The sequence below is a fragment of the Cupriavidus sp. SW-Y-13 genome, assembly GCF_009793345.1.
Lineage (GTDB): Bacteria > Pseudomonadota > Gammaproteobacteria > Burkholderiales > Burkholderiaceae > Cupriavidus.
Genome location: NZ_WHLX01000002.1, coordinates 2,087,416 through 2,110,523, shown reverse-complemented (window position 1 = coordinate 2,110,523; position 23,108 = coordinate 2,087,416). Strand labels below are relative to the sequence as shown.

19 protein-coding genes, 2 tRNA genes and 3 rRNA genes are annotated in these 23,108 nt (G+C 60.3%); 11 read left to right on the top strand and 13 right to left on the bottom strand.

All coding sequences use genetic code 11. From position 1 onward, the window contains the following. Positions 1-26: 26 nt before the first annotated feature. The 3 genes from fusA to GA566_RS24975 form a co-directional block, all read right to left on the bottom strand. Entirely contained in the window at positions 27-2,132 is a 2,106-nt protein-coding gene (gene fusA / locus GA566_RS24985; RefSeq protein ID WP_160474328.1) for an elongation factor G, read from the bottom strand. Positions 2,133-2,238: 106 nt separating this feature from the next. After that, positions 2,239-3,093, bottom strand: a complete 855-nt coding sequence (locus tag GA566_RS24980) for a polysaccharide deacetylase family protein (RefSeq protein ID WP_237380639.1) — start codon at positions 3,091-3,093, stop codon at positions 2,239-2,241. 10 nt (positions 3,094-3,103) lie between these two features. Next, positions 3,104-3,328, bottom strand: a complete 225-nt coding sequence (locus GA566_RS24975; protein WP_160474327.1) for a hypothetical protein — start codon at positions 3,326-3,328, stop codon at positions 3,104-3,106. Between the two features lie 127 nt (positions 3,329-3,455). Here GA566_RS24975 and GA566_RS24970 point away from each other — a divergent pair, with 127 nt between their 5' ends. After that, entirely contained in the window at positions 3,456-4,184 is a 729-nt protein-coding gene (locus GA566_RS24970) for a DUF3047 domain-containing protein (RefSeq protein ID WP_160474326.1), read from the top strand. Between the two features lie 8 nt (positions 4,185-4,192). On the opposite strand, the gene GA566_RS24965 is transcribed toward GA566_RS24970, so the two are convergent. Continuing rightward, the gene (locus tag GA566_RS24965) at positions 4,193-4,951 is read right to left on the bottom strand and encodes a lipoate--protein ligase family protein (RefSeq protein ID WP_137928180.1); all 759 of its coding nucleotides are present in this window, start codon (positions 4,949-4,951) and stop codon (positions 4,193-4,195) included. A 180-nt stretch (positions 4,952-5,131) separates the two neighbouring features. Between GA566_RS24965 and GA566_RS24960 the strand changes: the two genes are divergently transcribed. Further along, positions 5,132-6,694, top strand: a complete 1,563-nt coding sequence (locus GA566_RS24960) for a methyl-accepting chemotaxis protein (protein ID WP_160474325.1) — start codon at positions 5,132-5,134, stop codon at positions 6,692-6,694. A gap of 63 nt (positions 6,695-6,757) precedes the next feature. Here GA566_RS24960 and GA566_RS24955 read toward each other — a convergent pair whose 3' ends face one another. The 6 genes from GA566_RS24955 to GA566_RS24930 form a co-directional block, all read right to left on the bottom strand. Beyond that, complete coding sequence (locus GA566_RS24955) at positions 6,758-7,768, bottom strand: LLM class flavin-dependent oxidoreductase (RefSeq protein WP_160474324.1); 1,011 nt, start codon at positions 7,766-7,768, stop codon at positions 6,758-6,760. 147 nt (positions 7,769-7,915) lie between these two features. Then, positions 7,916-8,890, bottom strand: a complete 975-nt coding sequence (locus tag GA566_RS24950) for a DedA family protein/thiosulfate sulfurtransferase GlpE (RefSeq protein ID WP_160474323.1) — start codon at positions 8,888-8,890, stop codon at positions 7,916-7,918. 17 nt (positions 8,891-8,907) lie between these two features. After that, a complete protein-coding gene (locus GA566_RS24945; RefSeq protein WP_160474322.1) occupies positions 8,908-9,444 on the bottom strand; it encodes an Hpt domain-containing protein in 537 nt (178 codons plus the stop codon). Next, positions 9,441-10,073 (bottom strand): response regulator transcription factor, encoded by a 633-nt coding sequence (locus tag GA566_RS24940; RefSeq protein WP_137928185.1) that lies wholly within the window; start codon positions 10,071-10,073, stop codon positions 9,441-9,443. The genes GA566_RS24945 and GA566_RS24940 overlap by 4 nt, the downstream gene beginning before the upstream one ends. 294 nt (positions 10,074-10,367) lie before the next feature. Next, entirely contained in the window at positions 10,368-11,189 is an 822-nt protein-coding gene (locus tag GA566_RS24935; protein ID WP_160474746.1) for a hypothetical protein, read from the bottom strand. Positions 11,190-11,571: 382 nt separating this feature from the next. Then, positions 11,572-11,961: an OsmC family protein gene (locus GA566_RS24930; protein ID WP_137928186.1), complete on the bottom strand. Its 390-nt coding sequence runs from the start codon at positions 11,959-11,961 to the stop codon at positions 11,572-11,574. Between the two features lie 100 nt (positions 11,962-12,061). Here GA566_RS24930 and GA566_RS33370 point away from each other — a divergent pair, with 100 nt between their 5' ends. The 7 genes from GA566_RS33370 (at position 12,062) to GA566_RS24895 (ending at position 18,136) form a co-directional block, all read left to right on the top strand. Next, the gene (locus tag GA566_RS33370; protein ID WP_237380637.1) at positions 12,062-12,466 is read left to right on the top strand and encodes a hypothetical protein; all 405 of its coding nucleotides are present in this window, start codon (positions 12,062-12,064) and stop codon (positions 12,464-12,466) included. Between the two features lie 105 nt (positions 12,467-12,571). Further along, positions 12,572-14,102, top strand: a 16S ribosomal RNA gene (locus GA566_RS24920). Between the two features lie 64 nt (positions 14,103-14,166). Then, a tRNA-Ile gene (locus GA566_RS24915) sits at positions 14,167-14,243 on the top strand. Between the two features lie 8 nt (positions 14,244-14,251). Continuing rightward, positions 14,252-14,327, top strand: a tRNA-Ala gene (locus GA566_RS24910). 289 nt (positions 14,328-14,616) lie between these two features. Then, positions 14,617-17,498 (top strand): 23S ribosomal RNA (locus GA566_RS24905). 126 nt (positions 17,499-17,624) lie between these two features. Beyond that, a 5S ribosomal RNA gene (gene rrf, locus GA566_RS24900) occupies positions 17,625-17,737 on the top strand. The 16S, 23S and 5S rRNA genes sit together here with 2 tRNA genes alongside, the layout of an rRNA operon. Positions 17,738-17,821: 84 nt before the next feature. Beyond that, complete coding sequence (locus tag GA566_RS24895; protein WP_137925449.1) at positions 17,822-18,136, top strand: GIY-YIG nuclease family protein; 315 nt, start codon at positions 17,822-17,824, stop codon at positions 18,134-18,136. Between the two features lie 40 nt (positions 18,137-18,176). Here the strand turns inward: GA566_RS24895 and GA566_RS24890 are convergent, their stop codons facing one another. Further along, positions 18,177-18,599: an organic hydroperoxide resistance protein gene (locus GA566_RS24890; protein ID WP_137925450.1), complete on the bottom strand. Its 423-nt coding sequence runs from the start codon at positions 18,597-18,599 to the stop codon at positions 18,177-18,179. Positions 18,600-18,670: 71 nt separating this feature from the next. After that, positions 18,671-19,144: a MarR family winged helix-turn-helix transcriptional regulator gene (locus tag GA566_RS24885; protein ID WP_160474321.1), complete on the bottom strand. Its 474-nt coding sequence runs from the start codon at positions 19,142-19,144 to the stop codon at positions 18,671-18,673. Between the two features lie 255 nt (positions 19,145-19,399). On the opposite strand from GA566_RS24885, the gene GA566_RS24880 reads away from it, so the two are divergent. Beyond that, on the top strand, positions 19,400-20,857 hold the full coding sequence (locus GA566_RS24880; protein ID WP_137925452.1) for a DegQ family serine endoprotease: 1,458 nt from the start codon (positions 19,400-19,402) through the stop codon (positions 20,855-20,857). Positions 20,858-21,116: 259 nt separating this feature from the next. After that, positions 21,117-21,440 carry a hypothetical protein gene (locus GA566_RS24875; RefSeq protein ID WP_137925453.1) on the top strand — a complete coding sequence of 108 codons (324 nt, stop codon included), beginning with the start codon at positions 21,117-21,119 and terminating at the stop codon, positions 21,438-21,440. A gap of 103 nt (positions 21,441-21,543) precedes the next feature. Here GA566_RS24875 and GA566_RS24870 read toward each other — a convergent pair whose 3' ends face one another. Beyond that, positions 21,544-23,064: an MFS transporter gene (locus tag GA566_RS24870; RefSeq protein WP_137925523.1), complete on the bottom strand. Its 1,521-nt coding sequence runs from the start codon at positions 23,062-23,064 to the stop codon at positions 21,544-21,546. Between the last annotated feature and the right edge of the window lie 44 nt (positions 23,065-23,108).

Sequence of the window (23,108 nt, the reverse complement as noted above, 5' to 3'; positions counted from 1 at the left end):
CGATGCCCGGCAACTGGCAGTCGGGATCAATGCTTGCGCGCGGTAATGACGGCTTCGGCAACGTTGGCCGGTGCTTCCGCGTAGTGCTTGAACTCCATCGTGAACGTGGCGCGGCCTTGCGTCAGTGAGCGCAACGACGTGGAGTAGCCGAACATCGTCGCCAGCGGCACCTCGGCACGCACGATCTTGCCGCCGCCCCCGGCAATGTCTTCCATCCCATGGACGATACCCCGGCGCGACGACAGGTCACCCATCACGTTGCCGGTGAATTCCTCTGGCGTTTCCACCTCGACGGCCATCATCGGCTCCAGCAGCACCGGCTTGGCGCGGCGCATGCCTTCCTTGAAAGCCATCGACCCAGCCATGCGGAACGCGTTTTCGTTGGAGTCCACGTCGTGGTAGGAACCGAAGACCAGCGTGGCCTTGACGTCCACCACGGGGTAGCCGGCCAGCACGCCGTTCTCCAGCGTCTCGCGAATGCCCTTGTCCACTGCGGGAATGAACTCGCGCGGCACCACGCCACCCTTGATGGCATCGACGAATTCATAGCCGCCGCCTTGCTGCAACGGCTCCACGTTCAGCACGACGTGGCCGTACTGACCGCGCCCGCCCGACTGCTTGACGAACTTGCCTTCCACATCCTTGGCGGCGGTCTTGATGGTTTCGCGGTACGCCACCTGCGGCTTGCCGACCGATGCCTCCACGCCGAACTCGCGCTTCATGCGATCCACCAGAATTTCCAGGTGGAGTTCGCCCATGCCCGAGATGATGGTTTGTCCCGATTCCTCGTCGGTGGCCACACGGAAAGACGGATCTTCCTGCGCCAGGCGGTTCAGGGCGATACCCATCTTCTCCTGGTCGGCCTTGGTCTTCGGCTCCACGGCCTGCGAAATCACGGGCTCGGGGAACGTCATCCGCTCCAGGATGATGACCTTGGCAGGGTCGCACAGCGTGTCGCCGGTGGTGGCTTCCTTGAGGCCCACGGCGGCGGCGATGTCACCGGCGCGCACTTCCTTGATCTCGTTGCGCACGTTGGCGTGCATCTGCAGGATGCGGCCCAGCCGTTCGCGCTTGGCCTTCACCGGGTTGTAGACGGTGTCGCCCGAGTTCACCACGCCCGAGTAGACGCGGAAGAAGATCAACTGGCCCACGAACGGGTCGGTCATGATCTTGAACGCAAGGGCGGAGAACGGTTCGTCATCGCTCGGATGGCGCTCCGCTTCCTTGTCGTCCTCGGTGTGGCCCAGGATGGCGGGCACGTCCACCGGCGACGGCAGGTAATCGATCACGGCGTCGAGCATCGCCTGCACGCCCTTGTTCTTGAACGCGCTTCCGCACAGCATCGGCACGATCTCGCCCGCCACCGTGCGTTTGCGCAGCGCGGTCTTGATCTCTTCCTCAGTCAGCGTCTCGCCGCCGAGGTATTTTTCCAGCAGTTCCTCGCTGGCCTCGGCGGCAGCCTCGATCATCTTGTCGTGCCATTCCTGCGCAACGTCCTTGAGATCGGCCGGAATGTCGATGTACTCGAAGCTCACGCCCTGACTGGCGTCGTCCCAGACGATCGCGCGCATCTTTACCAGGTCCACCACGCCCTGGAAATGATCTTCGGCGCCGACCGGGATCTGGATCGGGATGGGGTTGCCCTTCAGGCGGCTCTGGATCTGGTCGCGCACGCGCAGGAAGTCCGCACCGACGCGGTCCATCTTGTTGACGAACGCGATGCGTGGCACGCGGTACTTGTTGGCCTGGCGCCAGACGGTTTCGGATTGTGGCTGCACACCGCCTACGGCGTCGTAGACCATGCAGGCGCCGTCCAGCACGCGCATGGACCGTTCGACTTCGATCGTGAAGTCGACGTGGCCCGGCGTGTCGATGATGTTGATGCGGTGCTCGGGATAGTTGTTGGCCATCCCCTTCCAGAACGCAGTGGTGGCGGCGGACGTGATCGTGATGCCGCGCTCCTGCTCCTGTTCCATCCAGTCCATGGTGGCTGCGCCGTCGTGCACCTCGCCCAGCTTGTGGTTCACGCCGGTGTAGAACAGGATGCGCTCGGTGGTCGTGGTCTTGCCAGCGTCGATATGCGCGCTGATGCCGATATTCCGATAGCGTTCGATGGGGGTCTTGCGGGGCACGGTGATTCTCCTGGTTAGGGCACCACGGGGCGTAAAGCGTAGCACTTTCGCCAATCTTCCGTATTTCCCCGCGCTGCATATGGCTTCGCAGGAGAACGATCGTCGTTCAGGGCCAGCTTTCGCGTGCGTAGACGCCGGCCCGGGCACGTGCCAGCGCCGCGCGCCCGGCCGCCTGTGTATCGGTATAGAACGGCGGGTCGGCCAATGGCAAGCCGTTGTCGCGTGCCGTATCCACCAGGATCTGCAGGTAGTCGGTCATGTGCATGGCTGTGAAACCGTTCGGATCGTGGAAGGCGACGATGACCGGTGTCACCCCTTCCACCGGCTGCAGCCGCTGCGCCACCATGGCCTGGCCCACGCGTTCCAGTTCGTGGCGCATGTGCGGGCGTCGGCGCAGGCTGATATTCCAGCCATAGATCTTGCCGTCGCGCGCGTTGGCGTCGGCCATCATCATTTCCATGCCAACCTGATGATAGACATCCATCGTGCGCGTGTCGTGGCGCCATGTGGGCGGCCGCACCACAGGCAACGCCGTGCCGCATTGCAGGGCGATATCGGCGGCCCCCCGGCGCAGCGAGGCGGCCAGTACGTCGGACGGCAGGCGGGTGTGCGAGGTATGGCCTTCGACCATGCCGCTGTGTACGGCCATTAGTTGTCCCTGTGCGCAGGTATCGTGCATCTGGACGCGTCCTTCCGGGCCGCCGCCACGCAAGGGGTGCTCGGTCTGGACGAAAAAGAGCGCCTTGATGCCTGGTGTGACCGGGTTGTCCGCCAACTGCCTGAGGATGAACGGCGTGCCGCCATAGGGGCCGGTATCTGGGCCATCGTCGAACGTCAGCAGGAATCGCACAGGTGCGAGCTTCGCGGCGGTGTCGGGCGCGAGCGGCGTCACGGGACCCAGGGCGCAGCCGGCCAACGTCAGCACGGCGGTGAGCAGGAAAAGTATGTAGGGGCGGCTCAATGGGTGATGCTTAGCGCACGAAAGTGAAATAGGAAGCGATAGTTACCACGGTGGTCAGCAATCCGACAAAGGCCACTAGCTGAACACCGACCAGGTTCTCCAGCCCTCGCCACGGCCCGGGATGCTTGCCGAATGTGACGATGCTGATGACAACCCAGCCGATTCCATAGAACACGGTGGAAACAATCAGTTCCACGAAGATCCAGCCAATCGCCCCGAGCAGCAGTTCCGCCATCCGCCTGTTCCCCGCAAGAGTTTGTCAGCGCCCGTCCGATCTGCCATTCAGCCAGCGCCTCACGGCAGACTGCGGGTCTCGTTTCTAGAATGATGAAATCTCTTGAACCGCTTACAACAAGAAGACCATGCCCACGTTCCGCACCCTGGCCTCGAGCCTGCTACTGGTTCCCCTGACATTGACCTGCGGCGCGCTGGCGCAGGGTGCCGAACCCGGGGCGGCGTTTTCCGCCGTCAAGCCGGGCGCGTCGCTGCCGGATGGCTGGCAGAACAAGCCCGTGGTGTCTGGGAAGAAGCTTACGCGTTACGCGCTGGTGGCCGAGCAAGGTACCACGGTGCTGCAGGCCGACGCCAGCGGCTCGGCCTCCGGCCTGGTGCATGAAGGCGATGTGGACCTTGCCAGGACCCCGGTGGTCAGCTGGCGCTGGAAGGTGGCGGGACCGATCCCGAATGCAGATAACAGTGTGGGCGATCGCGAGGATGCGCCCGCGCGCCTCGTGTTCTTCTTCGATGGCGCGAGCAACAAGCTGTCGATTGGTGATCGTGCCGAAATGCTCGCGGCCAGCGCGGCGGGAGACAAGTTGCCCTACGCCACGCTGATGTATATCTGGACCAACAGCGCACCGGTAGGTACCGTCATCGCCAATCCACACACCAGCCGCGTGCAGATGATCGTGGTGGGCGGTGAGGCTGGCAAATGGCAAACCGTGCGCCGCAATGTGGCGAGCGATTTCCAGAAGGTCTTCAAGGAGGCGCCGGGCAAGCTGACCGCCTACGGCATCCTGACCGATACGGACAACACTGGCGCCACCGCTCGCGCGTGGTACGGCGACATCAAGTTCGGCGCTGCCAAATAGCGAAGCTGCTAGTGCCCCGGCACCGGCGTCGAGAGGATTGCAGCCTGGATCGCGGCCGACACACGGGTCGTCAGGCCGCCGGCCTCCGCACCGCTTGCCTCCCTCACGCTTACCACCTTTGCGGGATCGTAGTGGCGCCCGCTCTGGATGGCTGCTTCGAACGCATTGGCGCGCGCGTTGATCTCCTCCGGGTCAGCATCCACCAGCAGGATGGCGTGGGCGAGCACCAGGTGCCGCTGCCCATCCGGCGACTGCGCGTCGGCAGGTGCGCGCCGCCAGTACTGAGCGGTGCCGGCGATCTTTCGCGCGCGGTCGCCCGGACCCCAGGCGAGGTTGTAGCGGCCGTCGCAGAACGATCCTTCCACGGCTTGCCAGTGCGTCTCCACGCCGAGCTCGCGCAAGCCGGCCGCAATGACCTCGCACAGATGCAGGTAGACGGGCTCCATCCATGAGGCTGCGCCGCGTGGGAGCGCGTAGGCCAGGCTGACATTGAGGATGCCCGGACCCTGCGGCACGAGTCCGCCGCCCGACATGCGCAGCCAGACTGGGCATCCCTTTGCCGCGAAGTCGGCTCGAGCGGCTTCGATGCCGGGCTGGCGCAGGTAACTGCGTGGAATGACCAAGGACAGTGGCGCCTCCCAAAGCTGTGCCACGGGGCCTTTCCGTGCCGCGTGGTCGAGCAGGGACAGTTCGCCCTGTACCGGGTCGGCCTCGGCAGGGTCGGGATCGATGAAGGAGAAAGTCCGGGGTGTCGGCGCGATGTTCATGTCGCTTCCTCGCAGGCAGGTTGCCGCCAGTGATGCGCACGCGGCGGATGGTGCATTTTTCCACGGCTAACGGGGCGTGCGCCACGTTGGTGCTAAAAAAACAGGCAGGGGTGACCGTTATCCCTGAGGACCTCTGCGCGGCTGTTCGCGCGTTCCTTGAATACTTCTGCCTGTCGGATCATGAACCGTCTCACGCTCAACTCCAAACTCTGGGCGGCGCTTGCCGTCATGTGGGTGCTGCTGCTCGCGCTTGGCACCTGGAACGCCTTTCACGCCAAATCGGTCATGATGGCCGAACGCCGCGAGGGGCTGAAGTCGCTGGTGCAGACAGGCGAAGGCATCGTCAAGCTGTTTGCCGAGCGCGCGGCCAAGGGCACGATGTCGAAGGAAGACGCGCAGAAGGCCGCCAAGGATGCGCTGCGTGCCATGCGCTTTGGCCAGAACGGCTATCTGTTCATCGTCGATTCCAAGCCGCAGGTCATTCTGAACCCCGGCCTGCCGCAGACCGAAGGCAATATGGTTGGCGACTTCAAGGACCCCGATGGCGTCTATGTCTACCGCGCCATCCTGGAAGGCGCGCGCCGTACCACTGGCGACGACGCCGGCTTCTCCATGTATCGCGGCCGGCTGCCTGGCACCGAGAACCCGCAGCGCAAGCTGACCTATGGCCGCTACGTGCCGGACTGGGACTGGTTCGTGGCCACCGGCGTGTTCCTGATCGACATCGAGGACGCCTTCCGTGCCAATCTGATCAACGCGCTGCTGAGTACGCTGCTGATTGGCGCACTGATTGCCGGCGTAATGGGCGTGATCATGCGTACCGTGAAGCGTAGCCTGGGCGGCGAGCCGGCCTACGCGGTGGAAGCCGTGACGCGCATCGCGGGTGGTGACCTGACCGTGCCGGTGCAAGTGCGCGTCAACGACCAGCACAGCGTGCTGGCGGCCATGCAGGCGATGCAGCAGCGCCTGGCCGCGACGATGGGCGATATCCGCGGCGCGGCGGGTTCCATCGCCACGGCGACTAACCAGATTTCGGCGGGCAACCATGACCTGTCGCAACGGACCGAGGAACAAGCTTCGGCACTGGAGCAGACCGCTTCGAGCATGGAAGAACTGACCGGTATCGTGCGCCAGAATGCCGACAACGCACGTCAGGCAAGCGCGCTCGCCGTCAATGCCTCCGAGATTGCCAACCGTGGTGGACGCGTGGTCAGCGAGGTCGTGACGACGATGGGCAAGATCAACGGCGCGTCGCGCAAGATCGTCGACATCATCGGCGTGATCGAGGGCATTGCGTTCCAGACCAACATCCTGGCGCTGAACGCTGCAGTGGAAGCGGCGCGCGCTGGCGAGCAAGGCCGTGGGTTTGCGGTGGTGGCCGGCGAGGTGCGCAGCCTGGCGCAACGCAGCGCCAACGCTGCCAAGGAAATCAAGATGCTGATCGACAACTCGGTGGCGCAAGTGGATACCGGCGCGACGCTGGTGGGTCAGGCCGGCACGACGATGGAAGAAATCGTGCAGGCCGTGAAGCGCGTGACCGACATCATGGGCGAGATCAGCGCGGCTTCCGCCGAACAAAGCACGGGCATCGAGCAGGTTGGCCAGGCCGTCACGCAGATGGATTCGGTCACCCAGCAGAACGCGGCGCTGGTGGAAGAAGCCGCTGCGGCAGCGCAGTCCCTGGCGGAGCAGGCGGAGTCGATGCTACGGGCCGTATCGACGTTCCGTCTCGCGCACGTGTGACGGATTTCCGTTCTACCAAGCAAAAAGCCGCGGTGATTCGCGGCTTTTTTGCTTGGTGCGTGATCAGATCGTCGAACTTGGCTTCAAGGCGCGCATCGCCTCGGCAGCAATCTCGAACGAGCGTAGCCGAGCCCGATGGTCGTAGATCTGACCGGTCAGCATCAGTTCGTCGGGCCGCAGGTCGTCAACAAAGCGCTGGATGCCCATCTGTACCGCAGCCGGATCGCCCACGACCGAGCAAGACAGCGAACGGTTGATGTGATCGGCCTCGCTGGCATCCCATAGGCGGCTGATGTCATCGACCGGCGCCTTCAGTTGCCCGGGGGTGCCGCGCACCAGCGCCAGGAATTGCTGTTGCAGCGAACTGAACAGGCGGCGCGCCTCATCGTCGGTCTCGGCGACGAACACGTTCAACCCCAGCATCACGTGCGGACGGTCAAGCTGTTCGGAAGGACGGAACGTACGCCAGTAAAGATCGATAGCCTGGCGCATGAAGCCCGGTGCGAAGTGCGAGGCAAACGCAAACGGCAATCCCATCGCGGCCGACAGTTGCGCGCTGAACAGGCTGGAGCCGAGCAGCCACAGTGGCACTTTGAGTCCGGCACCCGGCACGGCGCGTACCCGCTGGCCTGGCCTCACTTCGTCGAAGTAGGCTTGAAGTTCCTCCACATCCTGCGGAAAGGAGTCGGCAGTGTCGTGGCCGAGATGGCGCCGCAGCGCGCGCGCCGTCGCTTGATCGGTGCCGGGTGCGCGGCCCAGCCCCAGGTCTATACGGCCGGGGTACAGCGCGGCGAGCGTGCCAAATTGTTCGGCTACCACCAGCGGCGAGTGGTTGGGCAGCATGATGCCGCCCGACCCCACGCGGATCGTCGAGGTGCCCTGCGCCACGAAGCCCAGCAGCACCGCCGTGGCGGCGCTGGCGATGCCGGGCATGTTGTGGTGCTCCGCCAGCCAGAAGCGGCGATAGCCGAGCCGCTCCGCATGTTGGGCGAGGTCGAGGGAGTTGCGCATGGCCTGCGCGGCGTCACTGCCTTCCGCAATGGGCGAAAGGTCAAGCAGGGAATAGGGAAGCATGGCGTGCCGCGGGCGGCTCGGGCCGCACGCGTTCAATTCGGGGGACGGGCTATGGTAGTCACCCCGGCCAGATCCTGCTGGCCGCCAGATAGAAGCCCTGCCGCCGGTGGGGAATCACGACGGCGGGCATGCGGTGCCTTGTGGAAGCTAGTGACCAGCCGGCCGAGGCGCGGCATCCGGTTCGACGGACGTAGCCCCAAGCGGGGTTTGCAGACGCTTCCACTCGTCGAATCCTCCCGCGAGTGCCCACGTGTTGGGATAACCCGCCGCACGCAGCCGCTCCGCCAGCACGGCAGCGGACATCTCGTTGGGACAGGCGCAGTACACCACGAAATCGCTGTCGTTGCGCTGGTTCGCCAGCGTGTCGATGGGCGCGTGCAACTCCATGACCATGGCACCGGGAATGCGCTCGATTGGCGCGACGCCATTGGCCCGGACATCGAGCACCACCAGGCCGCGCTCGCTCTCTCGCCGCCGCTGCTCGAGTTCCATCACGGTCATGCGGGGAATCTGTCCCGTGCGGCGCAGTAGGCGCCAGCGCTGCCAGAAGCGCCAGGCGATGAACAATGCGAACGCGCCCACAATGACCATGAATGCGATATGGCCGTAGGCGCTGAAGGCGGCGAGGATGTCATCGACGAAATCGCTGAATACCACGCCGGCCAGCAGCGCACCGCCCGCCCAGACCAGCGCACCGAGCGCATCGTAGAACAGGAATGTCAGGAAGGGCGTGGCGGTCATGCCCGCCATGGCCGTGGAGAGTGCGCCGGCACCGGGGAGCAGCTTCGCAAAGACCAGAGAGCGCGGCCCCACACGAATATAGAGGGATTGTGTCTGGCGGATGCATGTGTCCGGCGAGATCGATACGCGGCAGATCGTGCGGAGCATCGGCTGCCCCAGGCGCTTGCCAGCGAAATACCAGGCGGTGTCGGCGATCAGGCATGCGGCGACCACGGCAAACAGCACGGCGCCGATTGACGGCCCGGTCTCCTGCATGGACAGGGCGCCAGCCACGAACAGCATCGGATAGGCGGGCACTGGAAGCCCCGCCTGCTCGGCCAGCACGCTCAGGAATACCAGCGTCAGCCCGTGGCCATCGAGCAAGGACTGCAAATCACCCACGACATGTCTCCGCCAAATTAGTCTTGGCCGGCGGCGATTGAAATCCGGGGGGCGCCGTCGGTTCCGGATGATAGTGTGCCAGTGCGGCGGGCCGTCTGCATCGGCAATTCGGGCTGGCGTACGTCAAATGCGTCGAATGGCATCCTCATGGTCCCTGTCTCCACCATTTGGGACAGGCCATTCGACTCCAACGCCGCCAGTGTGTCATTGAACGCGCCCAGGATGGCGACGTAACGCGGCAACAGTGTGTTGACCACCGCAGCGTTGCCTTGCCCCGCAGCGGATTCGATAGACTTGCCGGCGGCGATCACCGATGCGCAGCGTGCCAGCGCGGCGGCTCCCTTGATCCGGTGGACCGTGCGGCGCACACCGGGCCAGTCGCGCCGGGTTACCGCGTGCCGCAGATCTTGCAGATCGGTCGCATTGGTTTCGATCAGCCGCGCCACCAGCATTGCCTGCATCGTGGGGTCTTGTCGCGCTGCATGGGCCACTGCGGCGCCGATGATGTCGCGCTCGTCGGGAGGCAATCGGTGCCGGGCACCGACGGATGTCATGGAGTCAGTCGGCAGCGGCGTGCAAAGTCGACGAGGTCGACCAGGGATTCGGCGCCGAGTTTGTCCATGATCCGGCTCTTGTAGCTGCTGACGGTCTTGTTGCTGATGAAGAGGGCGTTGCCAATCGCCTTGTTGCTCATCCCGCGCGAGAGCATGCGCAAGATTTTCATTTCCTTGTCGGAAAGCTTGCGGAGGCCTTCGTCGTCCGTGACGATCCGCCCTTCATACGATATGTCACAGGGATCGCTGGTGGGGAACACCGTGAAGCCGCTACGTACGGTCTCGACGCAACGGGCGATGGCCTCCATGTCTTCTGTTTTGCTGACGAAGCCCTGAGCGCCGGCATGTCGCGCACGCGTGGCAAACGGTATCGGATCCTGGGCGGTGAGTACCAGCACGCGCACTTGGGGGTGCACGGCCAGCATGCGCGGCATTGCGTCGAGTCCGCTCATTCTCGGGATATCGAGATCCAGCACGACGAGGTCTGGTTTGTGTTGGCGAACGGAATCGACAGCCGCCTGTCCATTGTCGGCTTCGTACATTCGCTTGACGCCTGTCAGTTGGGACAGATGGGCGCGGAGGGCCATCCGCAAGGCGGGGTGATCGTCAACGATCAAAATGGTTGTCATGCCTCGTTCGCATTGCCACACCGTGGCGAGGGCGTTTCACAGACGAGGCAGTATAGGAGTGCGCGCGCCGCAGAAAATGCGACGATTCTGCAATTGCTGGCGGAAATTTCCCCACTTGACCGATTTCTGAGCCAGATCGAATCTTCACGTCATCTGGGCAAAAAAATTGCGACCCACCGTATGCACACGGGGGTCGCGAATCGGGAATGCGAGGAGGTCAGATTCCTCAAGGAGTGTTATCGGCACTTCTGAAGACTGTTGACCCCTACCGTAGTGGGGGATGCCACACTTCGATCAGGCGATCAATCGATCGGGTTGGCTGGCTGGCGCGGCTGCGGCCCGGATCCGACGCACGCCTGCCTCCATCTCTGCATGCGCGGCGTCCAGCCATCCAATGCGATGTCGCACAGGATCGTTAGGCGACAGGTCGGCTTCTGTCATCTCGCGGAGGAAATAACGCACCATGCTGCCGGCGCGGGTAGGCACGGGCATCATCCCCAGAAGTTGCTCGCGGCCGATCAACCCGAGGGACACGGAATGCTGCAGCGCCGACCATGCCGTGCGGCCAAGTCCTATATAGAGGGCGTTGTCGCGCAACTGTCCGAGCCGGTCCAGGAACAGGCGTTCGAAGACGAGACGAAGCATGGGCGTGTCCAGGATGTCGTCGAGCGCGCCGTCGAACGTCAGGCCGCGACGTGTGGTGGCGTACGGGAGGACGGCGAGGGGCTGGAGGCTGGGAAAAGCCTCTTTCCAGAGCGATTCCGCGCTGGATTGCGCAACCAGGTCGGGCACCCGGAAATGATCGAGCATGCGGATCAGGTTGGGTCTGACCATCCTGCCCCCAAGTTCCACGCGGCGCTTGTGTTCGCGTTGGATGACGCGCCCCGGTGTATGAAGCCGGAGTAACTCCTCGGTGACGGTTGCTGCCAGCCGCACATGGGTGTGGCCTGGCGTCGTGCTTACCAGGATCAACCGTGCCTCGTCGTTACGATGCTCGGATGGGACGTAAGTCATGACATACGTCCCATCCTGATCGACAACGACCGGCTTCTCCCCAATGCCGCGCACCCCGTCGCGTCGGATGCGCGAACAATACTCTTCCATGTAATTCGCCAAGATTTCCCCGCCCTCGATGCTTCCCTGTCGCGTCACGCCAATCTTTTCGTTTGGGTTCATCTTAAGCCTCGGCTACCCGGCGACAAAACATGCGAGCGATCTATCGGTCGCCTGGAATCGACGGATTCGTGGGACATCGAACACAGGCGATGGAATTTCGCCAAAGCGCTTACAGGCCATCGCTTAAGGATGGTTCATCTTGCTGAGGGTTCAGGGCAGGAAGATGACGTGCAAGAACTGCGCGCCAAGGTTTGGGTCTGGAGGAAAAAAGGCCGGACACATAAGTGTCCGGTAACCCATTTGCTGACTCTGGTCGTGTCAAAACCGGAGAAACAAAATGATAACCATTATCATTTGAGGCGTCAATCGAGATCTTTGCTGTTCAACCTTCCAACGTGGTCTCGATAGTGATCGTTGCAGACAGCGCCTTGTGCACCGGGCACTTGTTGGCTACCCGAAGGAGATCCTCCCGCACGTCGGAGGGCAAGTCACCCTGGAGTTCCACAGTACGGACCAGCTTGTACGACCCCGGCGTTTCCTCATGCTTTACCGTCACCCGCACACCCTCGACGGCGTAGCCTTTGCGCTTCGCATAGATCTGAACGGTGAGTGTCGTGCAGGCAGCCAATGCCGAATCGAGGAGGTCGTGCGGATTCGGAATCTCCGGATTCCCCATCGGGGCATCCAGGTCGGCTTGCCAGCGCGCATGGCCATTGGCCAGGTCACAAACACTAGAGCCGGAATCGGCCCGCCAGGTCGCTTCGATTGTCATGGAGTCTTCCTCTGTAGGTAGCCTGCAGCCCAGGCCGGACAGATGATTCTATACAGCATGTGCAAATACAGGCTTGCGAGCGCCTCATAAACATCTTTTCATGCCAGTTAAATTTTTTGCGACCAAGGGCTTGCGCAATCTCCGGAACGCATCTAATATTCGCCCCCTCGCAACACAAACCGCGCTGCAAACGCAGGGGCTGGCAAGGGTTGCGGGGCAGCAGTGGCGAGGGTTGCGGGGTTTAGCAGCGCTGGCCGGCAGAGAAAAAAATCTTCTGCAAACTGTTGACGAAACGATGAATGTTCTGCATAATCTCGTTTCTCTGCTGCAGCGAAAGCGACGCGGCAGACGCAGTAAGAAATGCAGTACCCGGCGACAGCAAAGCTGCTCGTCAATGTTCTTTAACAACCAAACAACCGATAAGTGTGGGCGCTTGATGGCGAACGCCGCTGAGGACTTCGGGTTCTTAGTGTTGCTTCAAAAGTATCAAGTGCTCGCACAGTAAAACATGTTCGATTGTTCTTCGGAGCAGTCGAGTCAGTTTTCTGAGAGTGAGCGACCGCTCGAAAGAGCGAGACCTGTAGGGAAACCGAAGGGTCACACAGAGATTGAACTGAAGAGTTTGATCCTGGCTCAGATTGAACGCTGGCGGCATGCCTTACACATGCAAGTCGAACGGCAGCACGGACTTCGGTCTGGTGGCGAGTGGCGAACGGGTGAGTAATACATCGGAACGTACCCTGTTGTGGGGGATAACTAGTCGAAAGATTAGCTAATACCGCATACGACCTGAGGGTGAAAGTGGGGGACCGTAAGGCCTCACGCAGCAGGAGCGGCCGATGTCTGATTAGCTAGTTGGTGGGGTAAAGGCCCACCAAGGCGACGATCAGTAGCTGGTCTGAGAGGACGATCAGCCACACTGGGACTGAGACACGGCCCAGACTCCTACGGGAGGCAGCAGTGGGGAATTTTGGACAATGGGGGCAACCCTGATCCAGCAATGCCGCGTGTGTGAAGAAGGCCTTCGGGTTGTAAAGCACTTTTGTCCGGAAAGAAATCGCTTCGGTTAATACCTGGGGTGGATGACGGTACCGGAAGAATAAGCACCGGCTAACTACGTGCCAGCAGCCGCGGTAATACGTAGGGTGCGAGCGTTAATCGGAATTACTGGGCGTAAAGCGTGCGCAGGCGGTTTTGTAAGACAGGCGTGAAATCCCCGAGCTCAACTTGGGAATTGCGCTTGTGACTGCAAGGCTAGAGTATGTCAGAGGGGGGTAGAATTCCACGTGTAGCAGTGAAATGCGTAGAGATGTGGAGGAATACCGATGGCGAAGGCAGCCCCCTGGGACGTCACTGACGCTCATGCACGAAAGCGTGGGGAGCAAACAGGATTAGATACCCTGGTAGTCCACGCCCTAAACGATGTCAACTAGTTGTTGGGGATTCATTTCTTCAGTAACGTAGCTAACGCGTGAAGTTGACCGCCTGGGGAGTACGGTCGCAAGATTAAAACTCAAAGGAATTGACGGGGACCCGCACAAGCGGTGGATGATGTGGATTAATTCGATGCAACGCGAAAAACCTTACCTACCCTTGACATGCCACTAACGAAGCAGAGATGCATCAGGTGCCCGAAAGGGAAAGTGGACACAGGTGCTGCATGGCTGTCGTCAGCTCGTGTCGTGAGATGTTGGGTTAAGTCCCGCAACGAGCGCAACCCTTATCTTTAGTTGCTACGCAAGGGCACTCTAGAGAGACTGCCGGTGACAAACCGGAGGAAGGTGGGGATGACGTCAAGTCCTCATGGCCCTTATGGGTAGGGCTTCACACGTCATACAATGGTGCGTACAGAGGGTTGCCAACCCGCGAGGGGAGCTAATCCCAGAAAACGCATCGTAGTCCGGATCGTAGTCTGCAACTCGACTACGTGAAGCTGGAATCGCTAGTAATCGCGGATCAGCATGCCGCGGTGAATACGTTCCCGGGTCTTGTACACACCGCCCGTCACACCATGGGAGTGGGTTTTGCCAGAAGTAGTTAGCCTAACCGCAAGGAGGGCGATTACCACGGCAGGGTTCATGACTGGGGTGAAGTCGTAACAAGGTAGCCGTATCGGAAGGTGCGGCTGGATCACCTCCTTTCCAGAGGCTTGTGTTCACAAGTCAAGCGTTCACACTTATCGGTTTGTTTGAGTGTTACAGCCAAGGGTCTGTAGCTCAGGTGGTTAGAGCACCGTCTTGATAAGGCGGGGGTCGTAGGTTCAAGTCCTACCAGACCCACCAAGTTATCCGGGGGATTAGCTCAGCTGGGAGAGCACCTGCTTTGCAAGCAGGGGGTCGTCGGTTCGATCCCGTCATCCTCCACCACTTACCTTGGGGTAGTTGTCAAAGACCAGGATTCAGAGGTTCTGAATTTTAGTCTTTGGCTATTGCTATCAGTTTCGCACGAAGTGCGAGCTGGCTGTTCTTTAACAATATGGGATGTAGTAAAGGTGTCGTGAAGCGTTGATGAGACGCTGCAGTACAAAACACGATACCGGGTTGTGATTGTATCAACCAAAATGTATTTAAGTGATCGAAAGATGACTTGGAATACGGCACAAACGCGAGAACTCAGACCTATAGCGGTGTCTTGAATGAGACACACTCGTTATAGGGTCAAGCGAACAAGTGCATGTGGTGGATGCCTTGGCGATTACAGGCGATGAAGGACGCGGTAGCCTGCGAAAAGCTTCGGGGAGCTGGCAAACAAGCTTTGATCCGGAGATGTCCGAATGGGGAAACCCGGCCCTTATGGGTCATCCCTGACTGAATACATAGGTCAGGGAAGCGAACGCGGCGAACTGAAACATCTAAGTAGCTGCAGGAACAGAAATCAACCGAGATTCCCAGAGTAGTGGCGAACGAAATGGGAAGAGCCTTGTACTCTTTAGCAGCGTTGTTAGCAGAACGGGATGGAAAGCCCGGCCATAGCAGGTGATAGCCCTGTATGCGAAAACAGCATTGTGGAACTAGGTGTACGACAAGTAGGGCGGGACACGTGAAATCCTGTCTGAAGATGGGGGGACCATCCTCCAAGGCTAAATACTCGTAATCGACCGATAGTGAACCAGTACCGTGAGGGAAAGGCGAAAAGAACCCCGGGAGGGGAGTGAAATAGATCCTGAAACCGCATGCATACAAACAGTCGGAGCCTGGAAACGGGTGACGGCGTACCTTTTGTATAATGGGTCAGCGACTTACATTCAGTGGCAAGCTTAACCGGTTAGGGAAGGCGTAGCGAAAGCGAGTCCGAATAGGGCGTTGAGTCGCTGGGTGTAGACCCGAAACCAGATGATCTATCCATGGCCAGGTTGAAGGTGCGGTAACACGTACTGGAGGACCGAACCCACTAACGTTGAAAAGTTAGGGGATGAGCTGTGGATAGGGGTGAAAGGCTAAACAAATCTGGAAATAGCTGGTTCTCTCCGAAAACTATTTAGGTAGTGCCTCGTGTGTCACCTTCGGGGGTAGAGCACTGTCATGGTTGGGGGGTCTATTGCTGATTACCCCGCCATAGCAAACTCCGAATACCGAAGAGTGCAATCACGGGAGACAGACATCGGGTGCTAACGTCCGGTGTCAAGAGGGAAACAACCCAGACCGCCAGCTAAGGTCCCCAAGATTGGCTAAGTGGGAAACGAAGTGGGAAGGCTAAAACAGTCAGGAGGTTGGCTTAGAAGCAGCCACCCTTTAAAGAAAGCGTAATAGCTCACTGATCGAGTCGTCCTGCGCGGAAGATGTAACGGGGCTAAGCCAGTCACCGAAGCTGCGGACGCACATTTATGTGCGTGGTAGGAGAGCGTTCTGTAAGCCTGTGAAGGTGTCTTGTAAAGGATGCTGGAGGTATCAGAAGTGCGAATGCTGACATGAGTAGCGATAAAGGGGGTGAAAGGCCCCCCTCGCCGTAAGCCCAAGGTTTCCTACGCAACGTTCATCGGCGTAGGGTGAGTCGGCCCCTAAGGCGAGGCAGAGATGCGTAGCTGATGGGAAGCAGGTTAATATTCCTGCACCGTCGTATGATGCGATGGGGGGACGGATCGCGGAAGGTTGTCCGGGTGTTGGAAGTCCCGGTCCCTGCATTGGAGAAGGCGCTTTGGCAAATCCGGGCGCGGGATTCAAGGATGTGGGGCGAGCGGCTTTATGCTGCGAAGCAATCGGAAGTGGTTCCAAGAAAAGCCTCTAAGCTTCAGTCATACGAGACCGTACCGCAAACCGACACAGGTGGGCGAGATGAGTATTCTAAGGCGCTTGAGAGAACTCGGGAGAAGGAACTCGGCAAATTGGTACCGTAACTTCGGGATAAGGTACGCCCTGGTAGCTTGACTGGCCTGCGCCAGAAGGGTGAAGGGGTTGCAATAAAATGGTGGCTGCGACTGTTTAATAAAAACACAGCACTCTGCAAACACGAAAGTGGACGTATAGGGTGTGACGCCTGCCCGGTGCCGGAAGATTAAATGATGGGGTGCAAGCTCTTGATTGAAGTCCCGGTAAACGGCGGCCGTAACTATAACGGTCCTAAGGTAGCGAAATTCCTTGTCGGGTAAGTTCCGACCTGCACGAATGGCGTAACGATGGCCACACTGTCTCCTCCCGAGACTCAGCGAAGTTGAAGTGTTTGTGATGATGCAATCTCCCCGCGGCTAGACGGAAAGACCCCATGAACCTTTACTGTAGCTTTGCATTGGACTTTGAACCGATCTGTGTAGGATAGGTGGGAGGCTTTGAAGCGTGGACGCTAGTTCACGTGGAGCCGTCCTTGAAATACCACCCTGGTTTGTTTGAGGTTCTAACCTTGACCCGTGAATCCGGGTCGGGGACAGTGCATGGTAGGCAGTTTGACTGGGGCGGTCTCCTCCCAAAGTGTAACGGAGGAGTTCGAAGGTACGCTTGGTACGGTCGGACATCGTACCTAAAGTGCAATGGCAAAAGCGTGCTTAACTGCGAGACCGACAAGTCGAGCAGGTGCGAAAGCAGGACATAGTGATCCGGTGGTTCTGAATGGAAGGGCCATCGCTCAACGGATAAAAGGTACTCTGGGGATAACAGGCTGATACCGCCCAAGAGTTCATATCGACGGCGGTGTTTGGCACCTCGATGTCGGCTCATCTCATCCTGGGGCTGTAGCCGGTCCCAAGGGTATGGCTGTTCGCCATTTAAAGAGGTACGTGAGCTGGGTTTAAAACGTCGTGAGACAGTTTGGTCCCTATCTGCCGTGGGCGTTGGAATCTTGACGGGGGCTGCTCCTAGTACGAGAGGACCGGAGTGGACGTACCGCTGGTGTACCTGTTGTCTCGCCAGAGGCATCGCAGGGTAGCTATGTACGGAAGAGATAACCGCTGAAAGCATCTAAGCGGGAAACTCGCCTGAAGATGAGGATTCCCTGGAGGCTTGACCTCCTTGAAGGGTCGTTCGAGACCAGGACGTTGATAGGCTGGGTGTGGAAGCGCAGTAATGCGTTAAGCTAACCAGTACTAATTGCCCGTAAGGCTTGATCCTATAACCAGTGTGTTTTACCTGGTGTCTGTGATCCGCCTTGTGCCCAAGGTCGACACAACACAACCCAACCTTTACTACACCCAATTCGCCCGCGTTGACACTCGTCAGCGCAGGCAACCCCTTATGCCTGGTGACCATAGCGAGTCGGAACCACCCCTTCCCATCCCGAACAGGACCGTGAAACGACTTTGCGCCGATGATAGTGCGGATACCCGTGTGAAAGTAGGTCATCGCCAGGCTCTTATGCCCCAAAACCCCTCGACAGCCAACGCTGCGAGGGGTTTTGTCTTTGGGTTCCAGGTTTCCGATATGATCGTGAAGCAATGACAGACGAATCCGACCTCGAACAGCGCGAGGAGACGCCCTGGTTTCTTTACCTGATCGAATGCGAAGGTGCATCGATCTATACCGGCATCACGATTGACGTGGCGCGGCGGTATGCCGCGCATGTTTCTGGAAGAGGTGCGAAATACACGCGTGCCCGTAAGCCGATGCAATTGCTTGGATGGCTGGAGTTTCCGAACAAATCCGAGGCATTGAAGGCTGAAATCCGCATCAAACGGCTGACAGCGGCTCAGAAGCGGGCGTTGGTCGGCGAGTTGAGGTCGGAACCCGCACAACAAAAAACGCCGGCATGACGCCGGCGTTTTTTGTTGGCGGTAAGCCCTGAGTCGTGTTTTAGACCACGATCAGCGTTACCTCGATATTGCCGCGCGTGGCATTCGAATACGGGCAAACCTGGTGGGCTGCCTCGACCAACTTTTGGGCCGCTTCTTTTTCCATGCCCGGCAGCGAAATCTTCAGCTCGGCCTGGATGCCGAAGCCTTGCGGAATCTGGCCGATACCGACGGCGCCTTCGATCTTGGCGTCGGGGGAAACGGTGATCTTTTGCTGGCTGGCCACGAAACGGATCGCGCCAAGGAAACACGCTGAATAGCCAGCGGCGAACAGTTGCTCTGGGTTCAGCCCGTTGCCGGCGCCGCCCATTTCCTTCGGCACCGCCAGCTTGACATCCAGTTGACCATCGGACGTCACCGCACGGCCGTCACGGCCACCGGTTGCGGAAGCATGGGCGGTGTAAAGGACTTTTTCGAGTTTCATTTGTACGCTCCTGGGTAGTGCCCGTCGGGGGCAGTGTTCAACACGTTCAACAAAATGCCGGTAACCGGCAGTCAATCTTCGGCCCGCGCCACTTCGAGCGTGGACCGCAAATCTTGCAGGCGCTTCGTCAGCGACTGGATTTCTTCAAGCGAGCACTGCGTGGCACACAAAATCTCTTCGGGGATCCCGGCTGCCGCCTGTCGCAGATTCCTGCCGGACTGAGTCAACGTCACCAGAACCCGACGCTCGTCGTCGGTATCTCTTTCCCGATGCACATATCCGGCTGCCTCGAGCCGCTTCAACAGCGGCGTCAACGTACCCGAGTCCAACTTCAGCTTCCCACCTAAATCCGAAATCGTGATAGCGCTCTGTTGCCACAACACGAGCATAACGAGGTACTGCGGATAAGTGAGCCCAAGCTCACTAAGGATGGGCTTATACATCTTGGTCATGGCCAACGATGCCGAATACAGCGCAAAGCACAGTTGCCGATCAAGCTCGAGCCAGTCTTCTGCAGGTGGTGGGATCGTCGTTTGCTTCGTCATGTAGGTTATCTTATACACAATTAGATTGTGTGCAAGATAAAATTTCTATCAGTCCAATAGCGTTATAGAGAATAGGGGGCGCTCATGTCGGAGCCAAGTCGTACCTTACCCTCGCTGGGATGACCTGAAGGTGGATGCGGCAATACCTGAAGAGAAATTAGATCCTTTAAGTCTGGCTTAAGTGTGGCTACCTACGATGGCACTGTCGCGAAACGCCCGCATGCGGCGACGCCAACCAACGAAAGGAAAGCCACCATGATTCGCCAGACTCTCGCCCGTACCGCCGTAGGTGTTGCAGCGCTTGCTGCGCTTGGCGGCGGTTATGCCTACCTGCAGAAGGACGCCATTACGCCGACGTTTGCTGCGCAAACGCCCGTCAGCGCTGCCCCTTTGGCTGTGGCCACGCCGACCGACTTCTCCGGCATCGTCGATCAGTACGGTCCCGCAGTGGTGAATATCAGCGTGACTGCCCGCGCGCAGCGTACCTCGGCGCAGGTGCCCTCGGGCATGGACCCTGATGATCCGCTGTTCCAGTTCTTCAAGCGCTTCGGCCCGCAATTCCAGGGGCCGCAGGGCGGCCAGCCGCAACTGGTAAGGGGCCTTGGCTCGGGCTTCATTGTCAGCTCCGATGGCCTGATTCTGACGAACGCGCACGTGGTCGACAACGCCACCGAAGTCACCGTGAAGCTGACGGACCGCCGTGAATTCAAGGCCAAGGTGCTTGGCGTCGATCCGCAGAGCGATATCGCGGTGATCCGCATCGATGCGAAGGATCTGCCGACCGTCCGTCTGGGGGATCCGTCAAAAATCCGGGTGGGCGAGCCGGTCCTGGCCATCGGATCGCCCTACGGTTTCGAGAATACGGTGACCGCCGGCATCGTGAGTGCAAAGTCGCGCTCGCTGCCCGACGATACCTATGTGCCGTTCATCCAGACCGATGTGGCCGTGAACCCAGGCAACTCCGGTGGTCCGCTCTTCAATCAGCGCGGCGAAGTCATTGGCATCAACTCGCAGATCTACAGTCAGACCGGCGGCTATCAGGGCCTGTCGTTCGCGATACCGATCAACGTGGCAACCAAGGTCGAGCAGCAGTTGGTGGCACATGGCAAGGTGACACGCGGACGTCTCGGCATTTCGGTGCAGGAGGTCAACCAGGCGTTGGCGCAGTCATTCAACCTGCCAAAGCCGACGGGCGCACTGGTCAATTCCGTGGAGCCTGACAGCCCCGCGGCCAAGGCTGGCTTGAAGCCAGGAGACGTGATCGTGCAGCTTGGCGATGACAAGATCGACCATTCTGGCGACTTGCCAGAACATGTTGCCGATATTCGTCCGGGCACCGAGACCAGTCTCAAGATCATCCGCAAGGGCGAGCCGCTGACGCTGAGCGTCAAGGTGGGTGCTGTAAAGGAAGGCACCGTAGCGCAAGGCAAGAACGGCGGTGAAGCGGCCGGACGGCTCGGCCTGGCCGTACGCCCGCTCTCGCCAGCAGAGCAACGCGGCAGCGGCATTGATAGCGGTCTGGTCGTCGAGGATGTGACTGGGCCCGCCGCCCGGGTTGGCATCCAGCAGGGCGATGTCATCCTGTCGCTCAATGGTACGCCAGTGACGTCGGCCGAGCAGTTGAGGGCGCTGGTGGCGAAGTCCGGCAAGCAAGTTGCGTTGTTGGTGCAACGTGACGACGCACGGATCTTCATCCCGCTCGACCTCGGCTGATCGCTGCATCGGCCACGCGGTATACGTGCCACTCCAGCATGTAGAGCGCAGCTGAGTCGCAGGTACAGCGGGCGTATACGCACCTCACCAACGAACTGCGTATACGCCCGCAAACCGTTGCTACAGGCGGATTTCGGGGCGACAAAACGCCCCAATGCGGCGCGCAAACAGGTATCATCTCGACTGCGATGCTCGAAGCGAGTGGTGACTCACGTCACCATGCCAGGTTCTTGCTCAATCGACAGAAGAAGGATGTCTAATGCAGTTGGATTTCAACCGCGCCCCTATCTCGCCGGTCACCGACCTGGCGCGGCGGCTGTCACCAGCCGCTGCCAAGCCGACCACTCGTCGGCGCAAGAAGGAAGTCCCGCCCCACTGGGAGCGTGGCTACCGCTCCCACTACTACCGCAGTGAACGTGGCGACAAGCTTGGCGAAGTCCGCTTGTCCGATCGTGGCGACCTGCCCGTGGTGTACCACTGGGCAGCGGGTAACTATTCCGGCGCGGAAGGTTCGCTTGCGCATGCACGTGCGCGCGTGGAAGAAACCGTGGGTTTCGGCATGCGCCAGATGTCGCTGTTTTGAGTCGGCATTGACGCGCTGCTGGGTGGCGACTCCAGCGCGAACGTAGTACCTCTCACCGTAGTTCAGTAGTTCCGTTGCCCTGCAACGCTCCACATCCGCCCGGTTAGTCGAGCCGGCGCTGCATCAGCATGAAGACCGCTGCCAGCACGGCAATCGCGGCAATCAACCGGTAGAGATCCTCGCAGGCAATCAATCGTGCCTGTTGATCGACGATGGCCGCCATCTGGGCGAGCGCACCGGCGTGGGCCTGTCCGGCATCGAACCCGCGCGCGACCAGTGCCGCCTGTGCGGCGTCCATCCATTGCGCGGTTTCGGCTGGCCGTTGGCCCACGGCATGTACCAGGCTCGTGTGCACCGCGAACTGCCGGTTCTGTAGCAGCACCGCGCCTATCGCCGAAGCGAACGAACTGGCGATCTGCCGGACCAGGTTCTTGCTGCGATAGCCGTGCCCGAAATCCTCGCCTTTCAGCGAACTGAACGTGATGCCCGCAATGGGGATGATGACCATCACACCGAACAGCCCCTTGGCCACAAGGCCGGGTACCAGCGCAGCGGGTCCGACGCTGGGCGACATGATCGAGAACCACATCATCGCGCCGGCCATCAGCAGCAGGCCAGCCACCATCACGGGCTTCTTGTGGGTCAGTCGGCGCGCCACGCGCAGATAGAACCAAATGCCGGCAAGGCTGATGAGCGCGGCAAAGGTGTTGAGCCAGCCGGTGGTCGCCAGCGGAAAGCCGAGCGCCTGTTCAGCGTAGATCGGGAACACGTAGCTGCTCAGGTTGCTGATCATGTAGTAGATGAAGTACATCGCCAGGCCAGCGATATAGACCGGCTGGCGCAGCGCACGCAGATGGAGTACGGGCGCGGCGTGGTGCCATTGGTGCCAAAGGAAGACGCCGAGCAGTGCCAGTGCGATCCCGCCGGTGACCGTCACACGCAACGGGTGCGAGAAGATATCGAAGCGCGCTTCGGTCATGGCCGCTTGCAGGGCTACGATGGCAACACCGAACAGCAGCAGCGGCACGAGTGCGGGACCTTCCGTGTCGTCCCGCGGCTCGGCATCGGGTAGCAGCAACCACGCGCCTGCCGTTGCCAGCGCGGCAAAGGGCAGCACGCCATAGAACACGTCCTGCCAGACACCGTGCTCGATCAGCTCTGCGGCAAAAGCCGGCGCCAGCGCCGAGGCGCCAAAGATGCCGAGCATGAAGATGCGCGATGCGCGCGGACGGTCAACGGGCGCGAACATCAGGTTGACCAGGATACGGCAGCTCGTGAAGAGCGCGCCACCGCCCACGCCCTGCATGAAGCGGGCAAGCACCAGTTGCTGCAGACCCGTACTGGTGGCGGCCACCAGTGTGCCGGCCATGAACAGCAGCAGCGATGCGGTCAGGTAGCGACGATAACCGAAACGCTGCGCCAGCCACTGCTGCTTCAGGATCATCATCATGCTGCCCACTGCGTAGGCGGCCTGCACGAGCGCGAAGCTGCGCGGGTCGGCGGAGATCCCGCCCACGATATGGCTCGATGCAAACACGAACATGATGTTCTCGAGGAACTCCACGCCCGTTGCCAATGCCAGCAGCATCATCATCAAGGTCTGGCGTTGCGGGCGGCTCAGCATCCTCAGCCAGCGAAAGCCGGCGCGCACGCGTCGCCATGGCCTGG

Excerpts from the sequence above, each read along its gene's own strand:
- GA566_RS24975 (WP_160474327.1), bottom strand. The coding sequence starts at position 3,328 with ATGGCGGAACTGCTGCTCGGGGCGATTGGCTGGATCTTCGTGGAACTG.
- GA566_RS24970 (WP_160474326.1), top strand. The coding sequence starts at position 3,456 with ATGCCCACGTTCCGCACCCTGGCCTCGAGCCTGCTACTGGTTCCCCTG.
- GA566_RS24965 (WP_137928180.1), bottom strand. The coding sequence starts at position 4,951 with ATGAACATCGCGCCGACACCCCGGACTTTCTCCTTCATCGATCCCGAC.
- GA566_RS24960 (WP_160474325.1), top strand. The coding sequence starts at position 5,132 with ATGAACCGTCTCACGCTCAACTCCAAACTCTGGGCGGCGCTTGCCGTC.
- GA566_RS24955 (WP_160474324.1), bottom strand. The coding sequence starts at position 7,768 with ATGCTTCCCTATTCCCTGCTTGACCTTTCGCCCATTGCGGAAGGCAGT.
- GA566_RS24945 (WP_160474322.1), bottom strand. The coding sequence starts at position 9,444 with ATGACATCCGTCGGTGCCCGGCACCGATTGCCTCCCGACGAGCGCGAC.
- GA566_RS24940 (WP_137928185.1), bottom strand. The coding sequence starts at position 10,073 with ATGACAACCATTTTGATCGTTGACGATCACCCCGCCTTGCGGATGGCC.
- GA566_RS24930 (WP_137928186.1), bottom strand. The coding sequence starts at position 11,961 with ATGACAATCGAAGCGACCTGGCGGGCCGATTCCGGCTCTAGTGTTTGT.
- GA566_RS33370 (WP_237380637.1), top strand. The coding sequence starts at position 12,062 with ATGCCAGTTAAATTTTTTGCGACCAAGGGCTTGCGCAATCTCCGGAAC.
- GA566_RS24895 (WP_137925449.1), top strand. The coding sequence starts at position 17,822 with ATGACAGACGAATCCGACCTCGAACAGCGCGAGGAGACGCCCTGGTTT.
- GA566_RS24890 (WP_137925450.1), bottom strand. The coding sequence starts at position 18,599 with ATGAAACTCGAAAAAGTCCTTTACACCGCCCATGCTTCCGCAACCGGT.
- GA566_RS24885 (WP_160474321.1), bottom strand. The coding sequence starts at position 19,144 with ATGACGAAGCAAACGACGATCCCACCACCTGCAGAAGACTGGCTCGAG.
- GA566_RS24880 (WP_137925452.1), top strand. The coding sequence starts at position 19,400 with ATGATTCGCCAGACTCTCGCCCGTACCGCCGTAGGTGTTGCAGCGCTT.
- GA566_RS24875 (WP_137925453.1), top strand. The coding sequence starts at position 21,117 with ATGCAGTTGGATTTCAACCGCGCCCCTATCTCGCCGGTCACCGACCTG.
- GA566_RS24870 (WP_137925523.1), bottom strand. The coding sequence starts at position 23,064 with ATGCTGAGCCGCCCGCAACGCCAGACCTTGATGATGATGCTGCTGGCA.